At 74.7% G+C, this 22,787-nt stretch carries 19 protein-coding genes; 5 read left to right on the top strand and 14 right to left on the bottom strand.

The window, feature by feature from the left end:
- The first annotated feature begins 93 nt into the window (after window positions 1–93).
- Entirely contained in the window at window positions 94–1,542 is a 1,449-nt protein-coding gene (locus tag JJI54_RS09500) for a hypothetical protein (protein ID WP_203072718.1), read from the top strand.
- On the opposite strand, the gene JJI54_RS09495 is transcribed toward JJI54_RS09500, so the two are convergent.
- The 7 genes from JJI54_RS09495 to JJI54_RS09465 form a co-directional block, all read right to left on the bottom strand.
- Window positions 1,495–3,189, bottom strand: coding sequence for a methyl-accepting chemotaxis protein (locus JJI54_RS09495; protein ID WP_226381644.1), 1,695 nt, complete (start codon window positions 3,187–3,189; stop codon window positions 1,495–1,497). The two genes, JJI54_RS09500 and JJI54_RS09495, sit on opposite strands and share 48 nt — an antisense overlap.
- 107 nt (window positions 3,190–3,296) lie before the next feature.
- Window positions 3,297–4,997: a methyl-accepting chemotaxis protein gene (locus JJI54_RS09490; RefSeq protein ID WP_203072716.1), complete on the bottom strand. Its 1,701-nt coding sequence runs from the start codon at window positions 4,995–4,997 to the stop codon at window positions 3,297–3,299.
- A 138-nt stretch (window positions 4,998–5,135) separates the two neighbouring features.
- Complete coding sequence (gene argF / locus JJI54_RS09485; protein ID WP_404817608.1) at window positions 5,136–6,089, bottom strand: ornithine carbamoyltransferase; 954 nt, start codon at window positions 6,087–6,089, stop codon at window positions 5,136–5,138.
- Window positions 6,086–7,288 carry an aspartate aminotransferase family protein gene (locus tag JJI54_RS09480; protein WP_203072714.1) on the bottom strand — a complete coding sequence of 401 codons (1,203 nt, stop codon included), beginning with the start codon at window positions 7,286–7,288 and terminating at the stop codon, window positions 6,086–6,088. The genes argF and JJI54_RS09480 overlap by 4 nt, the downstream gene beginning before the upstream one ends.
- A gap of 164 nt (window positions 7,289–7,452) precedes the next feature.
- Window positions 7,453–7,806, bottom strand: coding sequence for a hypothetical protein (locus tag JJI54_RS09475; protein ID WP_203072713.1), 354 nt, complete (start codon window positions 7,804–7,806; stop codon window positions 7,453–7,455).
- A 17-nt stretch (window positions 7,807–7,823) separates the two neighbouring features.
- On the bottom strand, window positions 7,824–8,471 hold the full coding sequence (locus JJI54_RS09470) for a PRC-barrel domain-containing protein (RefSeq protein WP_203072712.1): 648 nt from the start codon (window positions 8,469–8,471) through the stop codon (window positions 7,824–7,826).
- A gap of 153 nt (window positions 8,472–8,624) precedes the next feature.
- Window positions 8,625–9,443, bottom strand: coding sequence for an ABC transporter permease (locus JJI54_RS09465; protein ID WP_226381583.1), 819 nt, complete (start codon window positions 9,441–9,443; stop codon window positions 8,625–8,627).
- A gap of 116 nt (window positions 9,444–9,559) precedes the next feature.
- Here JJI54_RS09465 and JJI54_RS09460 point away from each other — a divergent pair, with 116 nt between their 5' ends.
- Genes JJI54_RS09460 through JJI54_RS09450 form a run of 3 tightly spaced genes read left to right on the top strand, consistent with a single transcriptional unit; the run spans window position 9,560 to window position 11,152 of the window.
- Window positions 9,560–10,081: a RecX family transcriptional regulator gene (locus JJI54_RS09460; protein WP_318987474.1), complete on the top strand. Its 522-nt coding sequence runs from the start codon at window positions 9,560–9,562 to the stop codon at window positions 10,079–10,081.
- Complete coding sequence (locus tag JJI54_RS09455; RefSeq protein ID WP_318987473.1) at window positions 10,078–10,842, top strand: AzlC family ABC transporter permease; 765 nt, start codon at window positions 10,078–10,080, stop codon at window positions 10,840–10,842. The genes JJI54_RS09460 and JJI54_RS09455 overlap by 4 nt, the downstream gene beginning before the upstream one ends.
- 1 nt (window position 10,843) lies before the next feature.
- The gene (locus JJI54_RS09450; protein WP_226381641.1) at window positions 10,844–11,152 is read left to right on the top strand and encodes an AzlD family protein; all 309 of its coding nucleotides are present in this window, start codon (window positions 10,844–10,846) and stop codon (window positions 11,150–11,152) included.
- Between the two features lie 84 nt (window positions 11,153–11,236).
- On the opposite strand, the gene JJI54_RS09445 is transcribed toward JJI54_RS09450, so the two are convergent.
- From JJI54_RS09445 to JJI54_RS09425, 5 genes are all read right to left on the bottom strand, one after another.
- Complete coding sequence (locus JJI54_RS09445; protein WP_203072710.1) at window positions 11,237–12,193, bottom strand: Bug family tripartite tricarboxylate transporter substrate binding protein; 957 nt, start codon at window positions 12,191–12,193, stop codon at window positions 11,237–11,239.
- A gap of 87 nt (window positions 12,194–12,280) precedes the next feature.
- On the bottom strand, window positions 12,281–13,051 hold the full coding sequence (locus JJI54_RS09440; protein WP_203072709.1) for a GntR family transcriptional regulator: 771 nt from the start codon (window positions 13,049–13,051) through the stop codon (window positions 12,281–12,283).
- The gene (gene hmgA / locus JJI54_RS09435) at window positions 13,048–14,397 is read right to left on the bottom strand and encodes a homogentisate 1,2-dioxygenase (RefSeq protein ID WP_226381582.1); all 1,350 of its coding nucleotides are present in this window, start codon (window positions 14,395–14,397) and stop codon (window positions 13,048–13,050) included. Before hmgA ends, JJI54_RS09440 begins: the two co-directional genes overlap by 4 nt.
- A gap of 19 nt (window positions 14,398–14,416) precedes the next feature.
- Window positions 14,417–15,190, bottom strand: a complete 774-nt coding sequence (locus tag JJI54_RS09430; protein WP_203072708.1) for an SDR family NAD(P)-dependent oxidoreductase — start codon at window positions 15,188–15,190, stop codon at window positions 14,417–14,419.
- 68 nt (window positions 15,191–15,258) lie between these two features.
- A complete protein-coding gene (locus JJI54_RS09425) occupies window positions 15,259–18,300 on the bottom strand; it encodes a hybrid sensor histidine kinase/response regulator (RefSeq protein WP_203072707.1) in 3,042 nt (1,013 codons plus the stop codon).
- Between the two features lie 115 nt (window positions 18,301–18,415).
- On the opposite strand from JJI54_RS09425, the gene pgi reads away from it, so the two are divergent.
- The gene (gene pgi, locus JJI54_RS09420) at window positions 18,416–20,035 is read left to right on the top strand and encodes a glucose-6-phosphate isomerase (protein WP_203072706.1); all 1,620 of its coding nucleotides are present in this window, start codon (window positions 18,416–18,418) and stop codon (window positions 20,033–20,035) included.
- A gap of 11 nt (window positions 20,036–20,046) precedes the next feature.
- On the opposite strand, the gene JJI54_RS09415 is transcribed toward pgi, so the two are convergent.
- Together JJI54_RS09415 and JJI54_RS32950 are read right to left on the bottom strand one after the other, a co-directional pair.
- The gene (locus JJI54_RS09415; RefSeq protein WP_203072705.1) at window positions 20,047–20,712 is read right to left on the bottom strand and encodes a flagellar hook assembly protein FlgD; all 666 of its coding nucleotides are present in this window, start codon (window positions 20,710–20,712) and stop codon (window positions 20,047–20,049) included.
- A gap of 12 nt (window positions 20,713–20,724) precedes the next feature.
- Window positions 20,725–22,719, bottom strand: coding sequence for a flagellar hook-length control protein FliK (locus JJI54_RS32950; protein WP_203072704.1), 1,995 nt, complete (start codon window positions 22,717–22,719; stop codon window positions 20,725–20,727).
- Window positions 22,720–22,787: the final 68 nt, after the last annotated feature.

Below are 22,787 nucleotides of genomic sequence, written 5' to 3'. Positions count from 1 at the left end.
AAAGCGGCGACGGTTTCGGTGTGTATCGGCTGCTCGACCCTGCGGCGGGGCGCATGGTAGGTGCCGGGCTTCACAGCACCGTGACCGCCCGCCATGCATGTCCAGCCCGCGATGACGGCGCCCCCTGCCCTGCTCCGCCCCCCGCCGCGCGGCGCGGGCTGGGGGGCGACGGCGCTGGTGGTGCTGGCCTCGCTGGCGGCGGCGCTGGCGGCGCTGCTGGCCTTCGGCCCGATGATGACGCCGGACAGCCCGAGCTACCTGGCCTATGCCGAGGCGCTGCGCGCCGGGCCGCTGCCGGCGGGGGAGGCGCTGCTGCGCCAGGCATCCTCCCCGGCGACGATCTTCCGCACGCCGGGCTACCCGGCGGTGATCGCGGCGCTGCAGGCGCTGTCGCCGGGGGGCTGGGTCTGGGGGCTGGTCGCGATCCAGATGGCGGCGCAGGCGGCGCTGGCGGGGCTGGCGCATCGGGTGGCCCTCGCCCTCGGCCTGCGGGGCTGGGTGGCGGTGGCGGCGGCGCTGATGCCGGCGGCCGGCGTCACCATCGCCATGCAGGTCGCGGTGATGACGGATGCGCTCTATGGCGCGCTGGCGGGCGGGGCGGGGCTGGTGCTGCTGAAGGCGGGGCTGGGACGCGGGTCGCTGCGCGCGGTGGCGCTGGCGGGCCTCCTGCTCGGCATCGGGCTGCTGGTGCGGGAGGCGACGGCCTATCTGGTGGTGGCCTTCCTGCCCGCGGCGGTGATCGCGGCGGGGCGCGGGGCGGCGCGGCGGATCCTGGGCGCGGGGCTGCTGCTGGCGCCCGTGCTGCTGGCCGCGGGCTGGCTGATGGAGGAGAATTTCCGCCGCAGCGGCCATGCCGTGCTGTCCACCACGAAGCAGATCGTGATGGTGCAGGCGGTGCTGCCGCTGCTGGCGCGCGGCGTGCCGGTCTTCGATGGCGATGACCTGTTCGACCGCACGGTGCGCGAACACGTCGTGCCGCGCGGCTACCAGGGGCTGGACGCGATGAATGACGCGCTCTTCGCCGCCGGCATGACGGCGCCGGAGATCGCGGCGGTGGCCGGCGACCGCTACTGGCGCGCCTGGCGGCGCCACCCCGGGGAGATGCTGCGCGCCATGGTGGTGCGCGCGCCGGTAAAGCTGTTCCAGATCGGCTTCATGCCGGTGGATGCGGTGGCGGAGCTGCATCTGCGCTTCGACCGCCCGCGCCCCTGGTACGGGCGGATCGACGCCATCCTGGACCGGCTGAAGGCGGGATCGCCCGTGGCGCTGGCGGCGCTGGCCGCGCTGTCCGGCAGCCGGGCCATCGCGCTGCTGCTGGCGGGGGCGGCGATGCTGGCGCCGCTGCTGCTGCGGGGCGACAGGCGCCTGCCCGCGCTGCTGGGCGCCTGGCTGGTCTGCGGCGGGTTCCTGGGCGTCTACCTGCCGGTGCATGTGGAGCAGCGCTACCTGATGCCGGTCGCGCCGCTCCTCGTCCTCATCGGGATGGTCGTGCTGTCACGCGGCGCGCAGGCGGTTCGCGAAGCTCGCCACCTCCGCCCGTAGCGCGGAGCCCTGGCGGCCGACGGCGGCGCCGGCCTCCCGCAGCGTCGCGATGCCCTCGGCGCCGGCGGCGACTTCCTCCGTCAGGCCGCTGATGTCGGCGGCGGCATCCTGCGTGCCGGCCGCGGCCTCCGCCGCGTTGCGGGCGATCTCCCGCGTCGCGGCGCCCTGTTGTTCGACGGCGGCGGCGATGCTGGTGGTGACTTCCTCCATCCGGCCGACCGCATCGGCGATGCCGCGCACGGCGCCCACCGCCTGGTCCGTGGCGCCGCGCATGGCGCCGATCTGGCTGGCGATCTCCTCCGTCGCCTTGCCGGTCTGCGCCGCCAGGGCCTTCACCTCCTGCGCCACCACGGCGAAGCCCTTGCCGGCCTCACCGGCGCGGGCGGCCTCGATGGTGGCGTTGAGGGCGAGGAGGTTGGTCTGCCCCGCGATGTCGCTGATCAGCTTCACCACATCGCCGATCCGCGTCGCCGCTTCCGCCAGCCCGGCGACGGTGGTGTCGGAGGCGCGGGCGGCGGAGGCCGCTTCCTGCGCGGTGCGGGCGCTTTCGGCGACCTGGCGGGTGATCTCCGCCACCGAGACGGCGAGTTCCTCCGCCGCCGCGGCCACGGCGTTGACGTTGCCGGTGGCCTGGTCGATGCGCCCCGCGCTCTGCGCCGCGCGGGCGGCGGTGCGGGCACTGGCCTCGCCCACCGTCTCGGCCGCGGCCAGCAGCGCATCGGCGCGGCCGCCGAGTTCGCCGGCGATGGCGCCGACCGCTTCCTCCAGCTGCGCGGCCGTGGCGCCGCGGGCGGCGATGCGCGCGGCCTGGGCTTCCTGGCGCTCGGTCTCCGCCGCGCGGGCCTGGGCCTGGGCGACGGCGGTCGCATCCCGCAGGGCGGCGACGGCGCGGCCGATATCGCCGAGTTCGTCATGCCGGCCCGTGCAGGGCACATCGGCATCCAGCCGGCCCGCCGTGATGGCGCGCAGCGCCCCGGCCAGGCCCTGCAGCGGGCGCAGCGACCGGCGCAGCAGCCACCACATCAGCGCGCCGGCCAGCACCAGCGTCAGCCCCGCGGCCATCATGGCGCGCTGGATCAGCGCATCGGCGCGGGCATCGGCTTCCGCCATCGGCACCGCGACGCCGATCATGCCGACCACGCGGCCGGTGCCGTCCTTCACCGGTTCATAGGCGCCGAGATGCGGCTGGCCGAGGATCTGCACCCGGCCTTCATACCGCACGCCCCGGCCATAGACCGCGTCGCGCACCGGGCCCGGGCCGATGGGAGCGCCGACCGCGCGGCTGCCATCGGGGCGCAGCACGTTGGTGGCCACCCGGACCTCCCCCGCGAAGATGGTCGCGACGCCGCCGGTGACGCGCTTCACCGTATCGACCAGCTCATGCCGCCCGTTCATCACCGTGTCGCCGAGCCGGAGCGTCTCCCCCTCCAGCCGCCACTGCGTGCCGAAGGGCTTCAGCACCTCCGCCAGCAGGGCGAGGTTGGCGCGGATGGATTCCTGTTCCTGCCGCCGTTCCTGTTCGCGGCTGTCGGAGAGCAGGATCGCGATGGGCACGATGGCGCCGATGGTCAGCATGGCCAGCGCCGCGGCCAGCAGCCCGGCGCGGAGGGAGGGGTTGAGCACGCGCATCAGCGCGCCCCGCATCATCGTGATCACGGCAGCTTCCTGTTCTGGGAGGTCACGACTTCATGACATGGCCGCCATGAAGACAGGCTGAACATCGCCACCCCGCGCGCCGGCGGGGCGCGCGCCCTTCACCCCGCGCGCATGCGGCCGGCGAAGCTGGCGACTTCCGCGCGCAGCGTGGCGCCCTGGCGGCCGACCTCCGCGCCCGCATCGCGCAGCGCGGCGAGGCCCGTGGCGCTGGCCGCGATCTCCTCACCCAGCGTGCCGATATCGGCGGCGGCGCCTTCCGTGCCCTGCGCGGCTTCCGCGGCGTTGCGGGCGATGTCGCGCGTCGCGCCGCCCTGCTGTTCGACGGCGGCGGCGATGCTGCCGGTCACCTCCTCCATCCGGCCGACGGCGGTGGCGATGGAGCGCACGGCGCCCACGGCCTGGTCCGTCGCGCCGCGCATGGCGCCGATCTGGCTGGCGATCTCCTCCGTCGCCTTCGCGGTCTGGTTGGCCAGCGCCTTCACTTCCTGCGCCACCACGGCGAAGCCCTTGCCGGCCTCGCCGGCGCGCGCGGCCTCGATGGTGGCGTTGAGGGCCAGCAGGTTGGTCTGGCCCGCGATGTCGCTGATCAGCTTCACCACGTCGCCGATCCGCGTCGCCGCTTCCGCCAGCCCGGCCACGGTGGTGTCGGAGGCGCGGGCGGCTTCCGCCGCTTCCTGCGCCGTGCGGGTGCCGGCGGCGACCTGGCGGGTGATCTCCGCGACCGAGCTGGCGAGCTGCTCCGCCGCCGCGGCCACGGCATGGACGTTCTGCGTGGCGTGGCCGATCCGCTCCGCGCTCTGCCGCGCGCGGCTGCCGATGCGCTGGCTGACCTCCCCCGCCCCGTCCACGGCGGTGAGCAGGGCGGTGGCGGCGCCGGCGACCTGCTGCGCGATGCCGCCGACCGCCTCCTCCATCTGGTCCGCGGCGGTGCGGCGGGCGGCGTCGCGCGCCGCTTCCGCCTGCTGCCGTTCGGCTTCCGCCGCCGCCTGGGCGCGCAGCGCTTCCGCATTGCTGTCGCGCAGCGCCAGCACGGCGCGGCCGATATCGCCGAATTCGTCGCCGCGATCCGTGCAGGGCACCGCGGTGGCGAGCTGCCCGGCGCCGATGGCGCGCACCGCGCCGCCCAGCGCCACCAGCGGGCGGAGCGAGAGGCGCAGCAGGGCCCAGAGGGCGATGGCCACGACCACGCCGAGGACCAGCGCCGCCATCGCCAGGTCGCGCTTCTGCGCCTCCACGATCATGGTCGCGGTGGCCAGGTCCTGGCCCACGAAGATGATGCCCACCTGGCGGCCCGCGGCATCGCGGATGGGCTGGTAGATGGTGACATGCGGGCGGCCGAGGATCATGGCCGGGCCGCGATAGGTCTCCCCCCGCCGGACCGCGTCCAGCGCCGGGCCCGGGCCCAGCGCGGTGCCGACGGCGCGGCCGCCATTCGGGCCGGGGACGTTGGTGGCGATCCGCGTCTCCCCGGCGAAGATGGTGGCGACGCCGCCGCCGCCCTGCTTCACGCGGTCGGGGATGCGGTGGTTGTCGTTCATCAGCGTGTCGCCGAGGAACAGGCGGTTGCCGCCCTCCAGCCGCCAGGTGGTGCCGACATCGCCGAGCAGCGCCGTCATCAGGTCGAGGCTGCGTTCCAGCTGGCGGGTGGCCGCGGCCATCTCATGCCCGTGCAGGGTCCGGATGCTCCAGGCGCCAAGGCCGGCGAAGCTGCCCAGCAGCGCGGCCACGACCAGCAGCAGGATGCGGGTCCGGACGCCGATGGCCGAGAGCAGGCGGAAGCGGCGGGCGGGCAGGTGCATGCGGCGACTCCGGCAGCATGCCGGGCCGCGGGGCGCCGCCCCGCCGGCCGGCGGTATCCGTCCCCGCCGGGCGGCGGAGATGCGCCGGATTCTAACGCCCTGGGAATGAATCGCGGGTGAAGCGCGGCCCGCCGCGGTTCAGCCGGCGCCGAGCGCCCAGAGCAGCACGCCCTTCTGGGCATGCAGGCGGTTCTCGGCCTCGTCGAACACCACGCTCTGCGGGCCGTCCATCACCTCGTCCGTGATCTCCTCCCCGCGATGGGCGGGCAGGCAGTGCATGACGATGGCGTCCGGCGCGGCGCCGCGCAGCAGGGCGGCGTTGAGCTGGTAGGGGGCGAGGAGGTTGTGGCGGCTGATCTGCGCCTCCCCCTTCTCATCCGACATGGAGACCCAGGTATCCGTCACCACGCAGCGCGCGCCGGCGACGGCGGCGTGCGGGTCGGCGGTGAGTTCGATGCGGGCCCCTTCCCGCCGCGCCCAGTCGATGAGCTGGGCGGGGGGCGCGAGTTCGGGCGGCGTCGCGAGCCGCAGCGTGAAGTCGAAGCGCGCGGCGGCCTGGATGAAGCTCTGCGCGACGTTGTTGCCATCGCCGGTCCAGGCCACGACCTGGCCGGCGATCGGGCCGCGATGCTCCTCGAAGGTCATCAGGTCCGCCATCAGCTGGCAGGGATGGGAGACATCCGTGAGGCCGTTGATGACGGGGATGGTCGCGTGTTCCGCCAGTTCGCGGATCTTCGCCACATTGTCGGTGCGCAGCATGATGGCATCGACGTAGCGGGACAGGACGCGGGCGGTATCGGCCGGCGTCTCCCCGCGGCCGAGCTGCATGTCCTTCGAGGACAGCACGATGGCGTCGCCGCCGAGCTGGCGGATGCCGACCTCGAAGCTGACGCGGGTGCGGGTGGAGGGCTTCTCGAAGATCAGGGCCACGGTCTTGCCGGCCAGCGGCTTGCCCTGCACCTGGCCGCGCTTGGCCTGCACGCCGAGGTCCAGCATGCGGCGCAGCGTCGCCGCATCATGGTCCATCAATTCGAGGAAATGCCGGGGGGCGGCCTTCCCGCCCCCCGGGACACTCTTGAGCGCCACGCTCACTTCGCCGCGACCTGCGCCTGCGACGGGGTCATGCGCAGGCAGGCGCGGTCGAGCAGCGCGAGCGCCTGCTCCACCTCGGCCTCCGTGATGATGAGCGGCGGCGCCAGGCGCAGCACGTTCATGCCCGCGGCGACGGTCAGCAGGCCTTCCGCCACCGCGGCGCCCTGCATCTCCCCGTTATTCACCTCCGGCCGCAGCTTGAGGCCGAGCAGGAGGCCCGCGCCCTGCACGCCCGCGATCACGGCCGGGTGCTTCGCGGCCAGGTCCAGCAGCCCGCGCCACAGCACGCGGGCCACGCGATCGACCTGGTCGAGGAACCCCGGCGCCAGCACCACGTCCAGCACGGCATTGCCGGCGGCGCAGGCCAGCGGGCCGCCGCCATAGGTGGTGCCATGCGTGCCGGGCTTCAGGTACTTGGCCACCTTCTCCTTCGCCAGGATGGCGCCCAGCGGGAAGCCGCCGCCGATGCCCTTGGCGGAGGACATGACATCCGGCTCGATCCCCGCCCATTCATGGGCCCAGAGCTTGCCGGAGCGGCCCATGCCGGTCTGCACCTCATCGAGCGCCAGCAGCAGCCCGAATTCGTCGCAGACGGCGCGGAGTTCGCGCAGGAAGCGGAGATCGGCGGGGCGGACGCCGCCCTCCCCCTGCACGGGCTCGATCATGATGCCGGCGGTCTGGGGCCCGATCGCGTCCCGCACGGCGTTCATGTTGCCGAAGGGGACATGGTCGAAGCCCTGCACCGGCGGGCCAAAGCCGGCCAGGTACTTCTCGTTCCCCGTGGCGGAGAGCATGCCGAGGGTGCGGCCGTGGAAGGCGCCCTCGAAGCAGATCAGGTGGAAGCGCTCGGGATGGCCCTGCTCCGCATGGTATTTGCGGACGGCCTTCACCATGCCCTCGTTCGCCTCGGCGCCCGAATTGCAGAAGAAGACGCTGTCGGCGAAGGAATGCGCGACGTGGCGCGCCGCCAGCTGCTCCGCCTGCGGCACCCGGTAGAGGTTCGAGACGTGCATGACCTTCGCCGCCTGCTCCGCGATCACCTTGGTCAGGTGCGGATGGCCATGGCCGAGGCTGGAGGTCGCGATGCCTGCGCCGAAATCGAGGTATCGTCGCCCATCCGCCGTCCACAGCCAGGCGCCCTCGCCCCGCTCGAAGGCGAGGTCGGCGCGGTTGTAGGTCGGCATCAGGGCGGGGATCACGGGATCCATCCTCCGTCGGTCCGCGCGGCCTTGGGCGTCCATTCGCCAAGGCGGGCGTGGAAGCGGTGGAAATTGCACGAAAGAGAGGCGCCGGTCAAAAGCGCCCGGCATGAAAAAAAGGCCGGCCCCCTGGCGGGGACCGGCCTTCCCGGGCGGCGCGGCCGCTACTGGCGGACGCCGCCGCTATTCGCGGGATAGGCGCCGGAGGTGTTGGAACCCGTGGCGCGGTCATAGGCGCGCTGGGCGGCCGTGCCCGGCGGGTTGCCCGGCGTGCCGTCCGACTGCGTCGGATAGGCGCCGGAGGTGTTGGTGCCCGCCGCCCGGTCCAGCGCCCGCGTGGCCGCGGTGCCGGAGGGGTTGTTGCCCGTGCCGTCGGCGCTGGTGGGCGGGCTGCCCGTGGCGCGGTCATAGGCGCGCTGGCTGGCGGTGGAGGGCGGGTTGCCCGGCCGGCCATCCTGCGGGTTGGCGCAGGCGACCAGCGGCGCGAGGGCGGCGAGGGCGAAGAGGGTGCGCTTCATGATATCGGGCCTTTCGTTCAGCCGCGGCGGTTCGCGTTGTCGTAGGTGAAGGCCGGCAGGGCCTGCAGGCCTTCCTTGGTCGCGCCCTGCAGCATCCAGCGGTTGCGCTCCCCATTGTGGGTCAGGCGCTCATAGGGCACGGCCACGAGGCGCGCGCCGATGCCGAGGAAGCCGCCGACCGAGATGACGGCGACGGGCTGGCCGCCGGCGGCGGGGACGATGAGGTCATCGACCTCCCCGATGCTTTCGTTGTTCTCGTTGTAGACGGTGCTGCCGATCACCTGGCTGGCGCGGCGGCCTTCGCGCAGGCGCATGCTGTCCACCGCCATGCCGGGGGTGGTGGCGCCGGTCGCGGCCGCGCCGGTGGCGGGCGCCGCCGCGGTGCCGGGGGCATTGCCCGTGGCGCGGTCGATGGCGCGGCCGGCGGCGGTGCCGGGCGGGTTGTTGCCGGTGCCGTCCGCATCCGTGCGGTTGCCCGTCACGGCATCCAGCGCGCGCTGCGTGGCGGTGGAGGGCGGGTTGCCGGGCGTGCCATCGCGCGGCGCGGACTGCGTGGTCTGCGGGGCCTGGTTCGCCGGCGCCGTCGTCTGACCGAAGGCCAGCACGGGCGCGGCGCAGAGCGCGGCCGCCGTGGTCATGGTGAGGATGGTCTTGCTGGTCAGCATGGCGTGGCGTCTCCGGGGGGTGGCGCCGCGGGGTTGCCCCCCGCGATCCGCCACCCAACGCGGCCACGGGCGCGATGGTTGCGAAAGACGCTTCGTCAAGCGCGCGGGAGAATCACGCCGGCGGCGCGGCGCGCGCGCCGCCGCCCGGCCGCTTCAGGCGCGCAGCCGCCAGCCGCGCCGCACCAGCCGCAGCGCCACCAGCCACAGCGCGAGGGTGGTGGCGGAGAGCGCCAGCAGGTCGAGCGCGGTATGGCCCTCCGCATGGCCGGCGATGCCGGCGCGGAAGCCATCGATCATCCAGAAGAGCGGGTCCGCATGCGCCACCGCGCGGATGGCGGGGGGCAGGCGCTCCACCGAGTAGAAGGTGCCCGACAGGAAGGCGAGCGGCGTGATCACGAAGTTGGTGATGGTGGCCATCTGGTCGAATTTCTGCGCCCAGAGCCCGGCCAGCACGCCGAGGATCGCCATCAGCGTCGATCCCAGCGCGGCGAAGGCCAGGGCGGTGAGCGGCGAGGGGACGGAGAAGCCGACGATCGGCCACATCGTCGCCACCACCACCGCCGCGACGGCAAGCCCGCGCAGCGCCGCGCCCGCCACCAGCCCGCCCAGCAGCGCGGCCGGGGGGAGTGGCGCCATCAGCAGGTCCACGATGTTGCCCTGCACCTTCATGATGATCAGGGAGGAGGCGGAGTTGGAGAAGGCGTTCTGCGCCAGCGCCATCACCACCAGCCCGGCACCAAGGAATTCGAGATAGGGGATGCCGCCCACCTCCTTCTTCGTCTCGCCGAGCGCGAGGACGAAGACGGCGAGGAAGAGCAGCGTGGTGACGACCGGCGCGCCGAGCGTCTGTGCCCAGACCTTGAGGAAGCGCTTCGTCTCCCGCGCCGTCAGCGCGAGGAAGCCGCGCCAGGCGGGGTGGGTGGCATCGATGGGGGAGTCGGGTGCGAGGGTCGCCATGAGGGGGCGGACCATGGCAGAATGAGCCCATGGCACAAGAGCGGCGCCGCCACCCCCGCGCCGGGCATTCCCCCTCAGAACCGCGTCCGCCCGGACCACCGCCCAGCGCCGCCCGGCTGCAGGAAGCGGCGGTGGCGCATCTCGCGCGCTTCGCCGCGACGGAAGCCGGGCTGCGGCGCGTGCTGATGCGGCGCGTGGATCGCTGGAAGCGCGCGGCGGAAGCCTTCGGCATGCAGGACACGGAAGCGGCCGTCGCGGCGGGCAGGCAGGCGGCGGCGGAGGTGGCGAGGAAGATGGTCGCCACCGGCAGCGTGGATGACGCGGCCTTCGCGGAAAGCCGGGCGCGGCGGCTACTGCGCGGCGGCAAGTCCCGCCGCGCGGCGCTGGCGCACCTGGCGGCCAAGGGCGTGGATTCCGAAACCGCCGCGGCGGCGTTGCCGGAAGGGGAGGAGGCGGAGCTGGATGCGGCGCTGGCCTTCTGCCGCCGCCGGCGGATCGGGCCCTTCGGGCCGGCGGAGCCGGGCCTCGAGGAACGCCGCAAGGCGATGGCGGCGCTGGCGCGGGGCGGCTTCGGGCGGGATGTGGCGGGGCGGGCGCTCGGGATGGATCCCGGCCTGGCGGAGGACCGGCTGCTGGCGGCCCGGCAATCGTGAGCGGCACCGAGGAGGGCGCGCGGGCGCGCGGGCGGGTGGTCTTCACGCGGGACGGGGTGCGGCGCGGGGCCGTGACCTCCGTGCCGCTGCTGATCGGCATGGTGCCCTTCGGGCTGGTCATCGGCGTGCTCTCCGCCGCCAAGGGGCTGAGCTTCGCGGAGACGGTGCTGATGAGCACCTTCGTCTTCGCGGGCGCGGCGCAGCTGGTGGTGCTGGAACTCTGGACCGATCCCGCGCCGATCCTGGCCGCGACCATCGCGGCGCTGGTGGTGAACATCCGCATGGCGCCGATGGGCGCGGCGCTGGCGCCCTGGCTCGACAAGCTGCGCGGCTGGAAGCTGTGGGGCACGCTGTCCACGCTGGTCGATCATTCCTTCGCGCTCGGCATCGCGGAGCAGCGGGCGGGCGGGCGGGATGCGGGGTTCCTGCTCGGCGTCGGGCTCTGCATCTGGGTGGGATGGGTGGGCACCGTGGCGGCGGGGCATCTGGGGGGCGGGCTGGTGCGGGTGCCGCCGGGGCATCCGCTGTTCTTCGCCTCCATCGCGGCCTTCCTGTCCATCCTGGTGCCGCTGTGGCGCGGGCCGCGGCTCGACCTGCTGCCCTGGGGGGTGGCGGCGCTGGTCGCCATCGCGGCGCATCGGGCGGAGCTGCCGGTGCCGCTGCCGCTGCTGCTCGGCAGCTTCGCGGGGGCGGGGCTCGGCGCCTGGATGGAGATGCGCGGGCGGGGGATGCCGGGATGGAAGGACCAGGCGCGTGGCTGAGATGTGGGCCGTGCGCTGGGACGTGCTGGCGGCCATCACGGGGATGGCGCTGGTGACCTATGCCTGCCGGGCGGGCGGTTATGCCGTGCTGAGAGCGGTCAGGCCGCCGCCCTGGGTGGAGATGGTGCTGCGGCACCTGCCCGGGTGCCTGTTTGCCGCCTATGTCGCGCCGCCGCTGCTGGCGCTGGGCTGGCCAGGCTGGTGCGGCGCGGCCGTGGTGGTGGGGGTGCAGGTCACGACGCGCAACATGGGCGCCGCGATCATCGCGGGGATCGCGGCGACCTGGGGGCTGCGGCTGATCGCGGGGTAGGCGGGCGCAGACCCCCACCCCGACCAGCCTGTGGCGTTGCGGCAGCGCCGCAACCCCCCGCAATCGCGGGGGAGGGAGATGGCGCTACTGCCGGTCGATCCGGGCGCGGTCGATCACCTGGTTCCAGCGCGCGACCTCGCCGGCCACGAAGCCGCGCATCTCCTCCGGCGCGTTGGGCGCGACGCGGGTGCCAAGCGCCTCCAGCCTCTCCTTCACGGCGGGGATGGCGACGGCGCGGCGGAGTTCGGCGTTCAGGCGCTCGACGATCGGCGCCGGCGTGCGGGCCGGGGCGGCGAGTCCGACCCAGGACACCACCTCGAAGCCCGGCGCGGCGCTGGCGACGGTCGGCACTTCCGGCAGGGCGGGCCAGGGCGTGGCGCTGGTGACGCCAAGCGCGCGGACGGTGCCGGCGGCGATGCCGGCGCCCGTCACCGTCACGCTGTCCACCATCATGTCGATGCGGCCGGAGAGCAGGTCCGTCAGCGGCTGGGTGCCGCCGCGATAGGGCACATGGGTCAGGGAGACGCCGAGCGTCTGCGCGAGCAGTTCGCCCGTGAGGTGCTGCGTCGATCCGACGCCGACGGAGGAGAAGGTGAGCGCGCCCGGGTCGCGCCGCGCGCGGTTCGCCATTTCCGCGATGGAGGTGATGGGCCCGTCCGCGCGCGTGGCGACGACGAAGGGGAAGACGGAGACGGTAGAGATGAAGCTGAAATCCTCGATCGGGTCGAAGCGGAGCGACCGGTAGAGCGCGGCGGAGACGGCGTGGCCGCCGGTCAGCAGGATCAGCGTATGCCCATCGGGCCGGGCGCGGGCGACGGCTTCGCTGGCGATGTTCCCGCCCGCGCCGGTGCGCGCTTCCACGACGACGGGTTTTCCCAGAGCTTCGGCCAGTGGTGCCGCGATGACGCGCGCGATGACGTCCGCGTTCCCGCCCGCGCCGAAGCCGTGCATCAGCGTGATCGGCCGGTCAGGCCAAGTCTGTGCGAGGGCTGGTGTGGCGAGTGCGGTGCCGAGTAGAGCACGGCGGGTGATCTGGAGCATTTCCTGTCGTTCCTCATTCTTGTTGATTGAAGGCGGGGTCCGGGGGGCGCCACGCCCCCCGGCGGAGCGCGAGGCAGAGCCTCGCACTTATTCGTTCTGTGCCACGTCGAAGCTCACCCCGAAGCGGAACCGGTCCGCGCGGTAGTCGATCTCCACCAGGTCCAGCACGCGCCGTTGCGCATCCTGGCTGATGCCGGTGAAGAACAGGATCGGGCTGAGCGGCGGCACGCCGAGAAGGCGCGTGACGTCGGGGCTGCCGAGCCGCGCTTCCACGCTGTTCTCGATGCGCGCCACGGGCAGGTGCAGCGCATCGCGCAGCACGCGCGTCATCGGCCAGCGCGCGAGTTTCTCCAGCGGCACGCGGCGGCCGTGCTCGACGGGCAGCCAGTTGACGGCGTGGCTGACGACCTCGCCCGCGTTGCGGCGCAGGCGGCGGAAGACCGACAGCGTCGTGGCACCCGGGAAATGCGCGGCGAGGCGCGGCGGCACCGGGACCTCCGCCTGGTCCAGCAGCTCGAATTCCTCCGCATCATGCTGCGCGAAGTGGGAGGCGAGGGAGCCGCGGAGTTCGAGCGGCGGCGCGGTGGGCGCATCGGCGCGCACGAAGGTGCCGCGGCGGCGGTGGCGGGTGATGACGCCCTCCGCCTCCAGCGGCCGCAGCGCTTCCCGCACCGTCACCACGCCGACGCCGTAGTGGCGCGCCAGCTCCGCTTCCGTCGGCAGGCGCAGCGCCTGGTTCGGGCGCGGCCTGGCGCGGATGGTGGCGAGCAGGTGCTGCTGCAGCTGGTAGCGCAGCGGCAGGTCGCGGTCGAAGCTGGCGGGGGCGGGCCAGAGCGTGCCCGCCGCCTCCGTGCTCATCGCGGCCGGAATTCGCGCGACAGGCCGTCCCAGCAATCGGGATAGCCGGTATCCATCAGCTCCAGCGAGGAGGCATAGCCGGTCGGCGAGAGCGGGTACCGCGTCTCGAACATGAAGGCCATGGTGCCGGAGAGGCGCTCGGGCTTCAGCTCGCGGTTGGAGGCCTTCTCGAAGGCCTCGGTATCCGGGCCATGGGCGATGAGGGCGTTGTGCAGGCTCATGCCGCCGGGCTTGAAGCCTTCGGGCTTGGCGTCGTACTGGCCGTAGATCAGGCCCATGAACTCGCTCATGACGTTCATGTGGTACCAGGGCGGCCGGAAGCTGTCCTCCATCACCACCCAGCGCTCCGGGAAGATGACGAAATCGACGTTCGCCGTGCCGGGGATCTCGGAGGGCGAGGTCAGCACCGTGTAGATGGACGGGTCGGGATGGTCGAAGAGCACCGATCCCACCGGGGAGAAGCGGCGGAGATCGTACTTGCAGGGCGCGAAATTGCCGTGCCAGGCGACGACGTCGAGCGGCGATTGCGCGAGCTCCGTCGCGTAGAGCTTGCCCTGCGCCTTCACCAGCAGCTCGCAGGGTTCCTCGCGGTCCTCATAGGCGGCGACGGGGGTCAGGAAGTCCCGCGGATTGGCCAGGCAATTGGCGCCGATCGGGCCGCGCTCGGGCAGGGTGAAGTAGGCGCCGTAATTCTCGCAGACATAGCCGCGCACGGGGCCGTCCGGCAGGTCCACCTTGAACTTCATGCCCTTCGGGATCAGCACGATCTCGCCGGGCGCGGCGTGCAGCTTCCCGCACTCCGTGAAGACCTCGATGGCGCCGATCTGCGGCACCAGCAGCATCTCCCCATCCGCATTGTAGAAGTAGCGGTTATCCATGGAGCGGTTGGCGAGGTAGACATGGCTCGCCATGCCCGCCTGCATATGGGCGTCGCCGCAGGTGGTGATGGTGCGCAGCCCCTGGAGGAAATCCGTGGGCTCCGCCGGCATGGCGATCGGGTGCCAGCGCAGCTGGCCGATCGGCAGGTCGCTCTCGTCCCGGCAGGGCGCGGTGCGGATCAGGCCGGGATCCACGGCGCGGAAGCCGCGGCCATGCCGGACGCTGGGGCGGATGCGGTAGAACCAGGTCCGCTTGTTGGCATGGCGCGGCGCGGTGAAGGCGGTGCCGCTGAGCTGTTCGGCATAGAGGCCGCGCGGCGCCTTCTGCGGCGAATTGCGGCCGACCGGCAGCGCGCCGGGCACGGCCTCCGTCGCGAAGGAATTGGCGAAGCCGGTCATGTAGGCCAGCGTGCCGTCGGTGGGGGAGAGCACCGCCTCGGAGGGCGGCATCAGCACGGTGTCGGGCATGGTCGATCCTCCCTGGGTTTCAAAGATGCCTGCCGCCATCGACGAGGATGGCGGTGCCGGTGGTCAGCCGCAGATGGGTGGCCGCCGCCATGATGGCGAGTGCCACGTCATCGGCCTCCGCCACCGTCTTCAGCGGCGTGGTCGCCGCCTGGCGCTCCACCCCTTCCCGCCCGCGGCCCGGCACGAAATCCGTCGCGACGGCGGCGGGGGAGACGCTGATGATCCGCACCTCCGGCCCCAGCACGCGGGCCAGCGACATGCCCATGGTGTCGAGCGCCGCCTTCGACGCGCAATAGGCGATGGAGGAGCCGAGGCCGGTGGAGGCCGAGAGGGAGGAGACATTCACCACCACCGCATCGCCGCCCCGCTTCATGAGCGGCGCGAAGGCGCGGATGGTGGAGAAGGGGCCGCGGACATTGGTGATGAGGATGCGGTCGAAGCTGGCATCGTCCAGCCCTTCGAGGTCCGCATGCGGCACGGCGCGCGTCACCCCCGCCGAATTCACCAGCACGTCGCAGCGGCCGTACTCGGCTTCGACCTTCGCCGCCGCGTCGCGGATGGCGGCGCTGTCCTCCATCGGGATGCGCAGCGCCAGGTGCCGGCCCGGCAGTTCAGCGACCAGCGCCGCCGCGCGATCCGCGCCGGCATTGTAGCCCACCACCACGGAAGCGCCGGCGGCGGCCAGGCGGCGGACGGTGGCGGCGCCGATGCCGCTGCTGCCGCCGGTGACGACGGCCACCCGACCCTCAAGCCGGTATTCGCCCTGTCCGCCCTGACGCAGCGTGGCACTCATGCGCTTCCTCCAATCCTTCTATGGATAGGAGGAATACGCCCGCCCCCGGCGGGTGGTCAACGCGGAAATCAGGCCGCCGCGCGGGCCAGCGCCGAATCCAGCGCCATGGCGAGTTCCGCCAGGCTGTAGGGCTTGGCCAGGCGCTGCGGCCCCGGCCCCTCCGGCCAGGGCCCCGCATGCCCGGTGGCGAGGATGACGGGCAGGCCCGGATGCAGCGCGCCGATCCGCCCGGCCAGCGCCGCGCCCGTCATCCCCGGCATGGCGAAATCCGTCACCACGGCGCGGAAGGGCTCGGCCGCGGCATCCAGCAGCGCCAGCGCCGCCTCGCCGGAGGTGGCCGTCACCACCTCATAGCCCAGCTCCTCGATCAGGGAGGCGGTGCTGTCGAGCACGAGGGGTTCGTCATCCACCAGCAGCACGCGGCCGCTGCCGAGCGGCGCGGATTGCTCCGCCGCCGCGGCGGCCAGCGGCGCCACGGGCGCGTCGGAGCGCGGCAGCCAGAGCGTGCAGGTGGTGCCCTGCCCCGGCGTGCTGTCGATGGTGAAGGCGCCGCCGGACTGGTGCGCGAGGCCATGCACCATGGACAGGCCAAGCCCCGTGCCCTGCCCCGGCCCCTTGGTGGAGAAGAAGGGCTCCACCGCGCGGGCCAGGGTGGTGGCATCCATCCCGTGGCCGGTGTCGCTGACGGCGATGCGCAGCAGGCGCGCCGCATCCGGCGCGGCGCCAGCCGCCGGGGGCGCGGCGCCAGCCGCCGGGGGCGTGGCGCCGGCCGGCGGGGGCACGAGGCCCAACGGCGGGGTCGCTTCCTCCACCACCACGGTGATGCACCCGCCATCCGGCATCGCATCCCGCGCATTCACGACCAGGTTGATCAGCGCCAGTTCCAGCGCATGGGGATCGACCAGCGCCGGCGGCAGGCCGGGCCCCGCCTGCACCGCCACCGTCACGCGCGGGCCGGCGGAACGCGCGATCAGGTCCCGGAGGTTGGCCAGCAGCGCCGCCAGGTCCACGGCGGAGGGCTTGAGGTCCTGCCGCCGCGCGAAGGCCAGCAGCCGCTGGGTCAGCTGCGCGCCGCGCTCCGCCCCCAGCACCGCGGCATCCAGGTGGCGGATGACGGCCGGCGCCGGTGCCTCCCCCAGCCGCTTGCGGGCCAGCGCCAGGTTGCCCAGCACGGCCATCAGCAGGTTGTTGAAGTCATGCGCCACGCCGCCGGTCAGGCGGCCCAGCGTCTCCATCTTCTGGGCTTCCAGCAGCTGCGCCTGCGCGACCTTCAGCGCGGTGACGTCGCGCGCTTCCGGCACCAGCAGGGCGACCAGCCCATCCTCCCCCCGCACCGGCTTGATGGAGAAGTCCACGGTGATGACGGTGCCGTCGGCGGCGCGCATGCGCGCTTCCCGCCGCACGAAGCCGCCTTCCGCCGCCTGGCGGATGGAGGCGCGCACGGCCTCCACCTCCTCCTCCGGCCACCAGGGGGCTTCCCAGGATTTGCGGCCGGCGATGGCGGCGCCCTCGGCGCCCACCAGGCGCAGCAGCGCGTCATTCGTCTCCAGCACCGTGCCGTCCGGCGACAGCAGGCCGATGAACTGGAAGGTGGCGTCGAAGATGCCGCGGAACCGCGCCTCCCCTTCCCGCAGCCGGGCATTGGCATCGGCCAGGGCGCGGGTGCGCTCCGCCACGCGGCGTTCCAGCGTGGCATTGGCCTCCGCCAGCGCCTGCGCTTCCCGCCGCCGCGCCGTGACGTCGAGCGCGATGCCCAGCAGGCGGCGCGCATCGCCGCCGATGGAACGCCGCACCTCCGCCCGCACGCCGATCCAGCGCTCGCCCTCCCGCCCCGGCGCCAGGCGGAACTCGAAATCGAGCGGCGCATCGCCGCGCACCGCGGCATCCAGCGCCGCGGCCAGGCCGGGGCGGTCCTCCGGATGGATGGCCCGGAACGCGGTGCGGGTGGTGACGCGGCGGCGGATGCGCAGCCCCCAGGCCAGGAAGACGTCGCCGATCAGCGTCAGCCGGCCATCGCGCAGGTCCCAGTCCCACAGCCCGATGCCGCCGGCCTGCTCCGCCAGGCGCAGCCGGGCCTCGCCCTCCTGCACCGAGGCCAGCAGGTCCTCCCGCTCCGCCAGCGCGAAGGCCAGCGCGCTGCCGCGTTCCTCCGCGGAGGCCAGCGCCGCCCTTTCCCGCCGCGCGGCGCGCAGCGCGGCCATGGCGAGGACGCCGGCGATGGCGATGGAGGCGCCGAACAGCACGCCGTTGCGCAGCAGCCGGGCGTGGAAGGGCGCCAGCACATGGTCGAGCGAGACGGCCGCGCTGGCGACCAGCGTCAGCCCGGGCGTGCTGGACCAGGCCAGCAGCCGGCGGCTGCCATCCGGCGCCACATCCTCCCGCCGCCCGATCGGGCCGGGCAGCGGGTCCGGCGGCGGCAGGGTGGCGCCTACCGGCGGCAGCGGCCACTGCATCACCGCCGTGCCGTCCTGGCGCGTCAGCCGCAGCACGGCCCCGGGGCCCAGCGCCAGGCCCTCCGCCACCCGGTTCATGTCCGTGCTGCCGATGGCGATGACGATCACCGCCCGCAGCGCGCCGGATTCGTCGCGCAGCGCGCGGCTCCAGGTATAGAACCAGCCGCTTTCCGGCCGGGTCCACAGCATGCCGGAGACGTGTTCCTGCCCGCCCTGCCGCAGCGGCGCGAAATAGGGGCGGTTCGAATAATCCTGCCCCAGCAGCAGCGTGCCCTCGCTGCTGCCCGCCACATGGCCCTCCGCATCCATGATCCAGAGCTTGGAGACCTCCGCCGTGCCGGTGGCCAGGGCGGCGAGCAGCGGCTGGCGGCGCTCCCCCAGCTCCTCCAGCCCATGGCGGTCGATCAGCGCCTCGACCCGTTCGGCGGTGATGGCGGCGATGCGCAGCACGCGGTCGGTGTGCTGGGCCAGCAGCGCCGCGGTGTTCTCCGCATCCGTCCAGCCCTGTTCCAGCGTCGCCTGGCGGTCCAGCAGCACGGTGGCGCCGAACAGCCAGGTGGCGATCAGCGCGAAGGCGGCCAGGCTGAGCGTCAGCCACCGCCCGCCCCGCGCCACCACGCGCCCAGCCCCGGATTGTCGCGCCGAACCCGCCGCCATCCCGCTTCCCTTCGCAGCACTCTACCGGAACGGTATCTAGACCGAGAACCGGACCCGCCGCACGCTCGTTAGGGCGCCGCCGGACCAGGGGCCGGCGAACAGCGGAGGGGCGGGCATGACGGATGGAGAGGCTTGGGGAGCGCTGCTCGCGCTGGGCCGCCAACCCGGCGCCGCCGCCATCCGCCCGAAGCTGGACGCCGACCCCGCCCGCGCCGCCGCCCTGACCCATGCCGCCGCCGGGCTGCTGCTGGACCTGTCCCGCACGTCACTGACGCCCGCGGTGCTGGACGCGCTGCTGGCGCTGGCGCGGGCGCGCGGCGTGGCCGCCTTCCGGGATTCCATGGCCGCCGGCCGGGCGGTGAACGGGACGGAGGGGCGCGCCGCGCTGCACATGGCGCTGCGCGGGCCGCAAGGCGCCTTCCGGGCGGGGGCGGAGGATGCCTCCGCCGCCGTGCATGGCACGCTGGCGGCCATGGCGGCCTTCGTGCGGGACGTCCATGCGGGGACGATTCGCGGCGCGCGGGGGGATTGCTTCACCGATGTGGTGAATATCGGCATCGGGGGCTCGGACCTCGGCCCCGCCATGGTGGCGCGCGCCCTGTGGCGCGCCGGCATGCCGATGCGGGCGCATTACCTGGCCAATGTCGATGCCCATGCGTGGGAGGCACTGCGCCCCGCGCTCGACCCCGCGCGCACCCTGGTGCTGGTGGCGTCCAAGACCTTCACGACGCAGGAGACGATGGCCAATGCCGGGCTGGTGAAGACCTGGCTGGCGGAGTCGCTGGGGGAGGCGGCGGCGGGCGCGCACCTGGCCGCGCTGTCCACCAATTTGGCCGCGACCGCCGCCTTCGGCATCGCGCCCGACCGCGTCTTCGGCTTCCGGGACTGGGTGGGCGGGCGGTTCAGCCTGTGGTCCGCGGTCGGGCTTTCCGTGGCGCTCGCCTGCGGGATGCCCGCCTTCGAGGGGCTGCTGGCCGGCGCCCGCGCGATGGACGGGCATTTCCTGGCCGCGCCGGAGGCCGCCAACCTGCCGCTGCTGCTGGCGGCGGTGGAGGTCTGGCATGTGAATGCGCTCGGCTACCCCGCCCGTGCCGTGCTGCCCTATGACGAGCGCCTGTCGCGCTTCGCCGCCCATCTGCAGCAGCTGGAGATGGAAAGCCTCGGCAAGCGCGTGACGGTGGCGGGCGCGCCGGTGGCGCATGCCACCGGCCCGGTGGTGTTCGGGGAGCCGGGGACGAATGCGCAGCATTCCTTCCTGCAGCTGATCCACCAGGGCACCACGCCGGTGCCGGTGGATTTCGTGCTGGTGGCGCGGCCGGACCACGGCCATGCGGAAAGCCACCGCATCCTGCTGGCCAATGCGCTGGCGCAGGCGGAGGCGCTGGCGCGCGGCCGGACGGAGGATGAGGCGCGGGCGGAGATGGCGCGGGCGGGCCTGCCGCCCGCGGAGATCGACCGCCTGGCGCCGCATCGCAGCTTCCCCGGCAACCGGCCCAGCGTCTCCATCCTGCTGCCGGCGCTGACGCCGGAGACGCTGGGCGCGCTGGTCGCGCTGTATGAGCACAAGGTCGCCTGCCTCGGCGCCTTCTGGGGCATCAACCCCTTCGACCAATGGGGGGTGGAGCTGGGCAAGCAGCTGGCGGGCGGCATCCTGCCGGCGCTGGCCGGGCAGGCGCAGGCCGCCGATGCCGCGACCGCCGCCATGGTGGCGGCGATCCGGCGGCTGCAGGGCTAGCGCCGCCCCTTTCATCGCGCGGCGGCGATGTCCCGGATGCGGTCATAGGCGACGTTCACCGCGCCCATCTTCAGCGTCACCGCGCCATCGACGCGCGTCGCGCCCGTCACCTCCCCAGTCACGGTGTGGTTGAGGGCGACGCTGCCGCCATCGCTGGCCTGGCCCGTGACGGTCAGGCGGTAGCTGCCATCGTCGCGCAGCCGCCCGCGCGTATCCTTGCCGTCCCACTGCCAGGTGCTGGCGGCGGTGCCGAGCTGGACGGTCTGGCTGCGGACCAGGTTGCCGGTGGTGTCGCGGATCTCGATCCGCGCGGCGCGGGCGGTGCCGGCGGCGGGCAGGTTCACCTGCGCGCGGCCGCCCTGCAGGGGCAGGCGGTCCGATTCCACCGTGACGCGCTGGCCGACCAGGGAGGCCGCCTGGCCGAGCTGCCCCGCCTGCTGCAGCGACAGCAGCGATTGCAGCGTGGTGTTGGTGTTCATCTGCTGCTCGACGGTCGAGAACTGGACCAGCTGCTGCGTCAGCTGGTTGGCGTCCATCGGCTGGGTGGGGTCCTGGTTCTGCAGCTGCGTCGTCAGCAGCCGCAGGAAGGTGTTCAGGTCGGCCGACAGGCGGTTGCTGTTGGCGGTCGCCTGCGCGCCGGAGGTGGTCGAATTGCTGGCGGTGATGCTGCCGCTCATGGCGTTGCTCCTTCAGACGGCAAGGTCGAGGAGGCCGCGATGCGCGGCCCCCTGGCGATGGATGGCGCCCGGCACGGGCAGCGGCCCGGCGGCTTCGCGCGGCGCGGCGGCGGCGCGGGCGGATGATGTCCCCTGCCCCTGCCCTTGGGCCTGGGCTTCGCGCTGCGCCTGGTCCCGCGCCGCGCCGCCATCGCCCAGGCTGAAGGAGAGGCTGGTCCCGCGCTCCCCGAGCCCGGCATCGGCGAGGGCGCGTTCCAGCTCCCGCGCATCGCGCTGCAGCAGCGCCAGCGTATCGGCCCGCTCCGCCGTGACGCGCACCATCGCGTCGCCGCGGCTGCGGTCGATCGAGACCTCCACCCGGCCGAGCGCGGCGGGGTCGAGCGTCAGCGTCAGGCTGGATTCGCCGCCGAGCGCGAGCGCGACGGCGAAGGGCGCCACCTGGCGGGCGGGCCAAGCGATGGGCGTGGCGGGGGCGCGGGCCAGCAGGGGCGGGGTGCGCGGGGCCGGATCGGTGGGCGCGGCGGGCTGCGGCGGGGTGGCCGTGGCCTCCGCGCGGGGATCGGCGGCATGCGGCGCGGCGGCATGGCCGGCGGGCCGCGACTCCGCGGGCGGCGGCGCCGCCACCGGGCTGGCCCCGGCATCGCGGAGGGCGGCGGCCGGCAGCTCGATCCCCGCCGCGCCATCGGGCGGGGGGGCGGGATCGGTGGCCGGGGCACCGGCCAGGGCGGGGTCGGGGGCCAGCGGCGTGGGGTCCGGCGCGGCCTCGGGCTGGGTGCGTGCCGCGGGCACGGCCGGGGCCTCGGGCGTCCTCGCCGGGGCCGGGCTGGCGGGGCGGGATGGCGGCGCGGCGGCGGCGACGACGACGCCGGCCAGGGGCTGGGTGGCCGCGGCCTGGGGCGCGGCCTGGGCTTGGGCTTGGGCCTCGGTCGGGGCCTGGCTGGCGGCCGGGCTGAGCGCCAGGGCAGGCATGGTGGCAGGCGTGGTGGCAGGCGTGGTGGCGGCGGGCGCCTGGGCGGTGGCGGGGGCGGCCTCCGGCGGCGAGGCCGGGGCCGGCGCGGCCGTGGCGGGGGGTGGCGGGGCCGGGGCGGCGGGCTGGGGCGCCGCGGCGGTCGCCGGGGGCGCGGCCGCGGGCTCCGCCGGCGGCGCGGCTTGCGCCAGGCCCGCTTCCGGGGTCGCGGCGGGGGCCGGCGCGGCGGCGGTGCCGGGCGGCGTGGCGGTGGCGGGCGGGGCGGCAGCGAGGCCGGGCGCCGGCGCGGCGGCGGGCGGGCCGGGCGCGGCCGGGGACGGCGGGGCGGCGCCATCCGCCACCGGCCCCGCCGATGCCGGGGCGGTCGGCGGGGCGGCGGGCGGGGCTTCCGCCAGGGTTCCGGGCGGCGATGCCGGGGCCGCGGCGGCGGGCGCCACGGGCGGGGCCGGGCTGGCCGGGGGCGGCGCGGCGGCCTCCGCCACCGGCGGCGGGGCCATGGCACCCGGCAGGGCGGCATCGCCCGCCGCCGGGGCGGTGGCGGCGCCGGGCAGCGGCGCGGCCGGGGCGGGCGAGGCGGCGGCGGGCGGGGCGCTGTCCGGGGCGGCGGGCGCCGCCGGGCTGGCGGCGAGCGGCGGCGGGGCGGCCGGCAGCGCGGCCATGGCCTGCTCGATGCTGGTAGGCGTCACCGGCAGGGTGGCGGGATCGGCCACCGGCACGGCGATCGCCGGGGCCGGGACCGCGTCGGGAAGCGGCGCTGCCCCGGCGCCCGGCGGCATGGCGGCCGCATCGGTGCCCGCGGGCGGGGCGGCGGGATCGGTGGCCGGCGCGGCATCCGTGGCGGCGGCATCGGCGGGGGCGGGCGCGGCCTCGCCCTCCGTTGCCGGGGGCGCCGCATCGCCGGCCGGGGCCCTGGCCTCGGCGGCCATGGCTTCCCCCAGCACCGCGCCGAAGCGCCCGCGCCCGGCCGCGCCCATGGCGGGGGTGGCGGGGCCGGGCGGCCCGGCGGGGGGCGGGCTGGCCGAGGGAAGGGGAAGGTCCATGCGCGGGCCCGATGCGGTTCGGCCCCGCCCGCGCAACCGCCATGCCAGGGGCGCGCCGCGCCCGGGCG

It is taken from the genome of Falsiroseomonas ponticola (assembly GCF_016805305.1).
Classification (GTDB): Bacteria; Pseudomonadota; Alphaproteobacteria; order Acetobacterales; family Acetobacteraceae; genus Falsiroseomonas; species Falsiroseomonas ponticola.
This window is presented reverse-complemented; position numbering and strand designations above follow the sequence as displayed.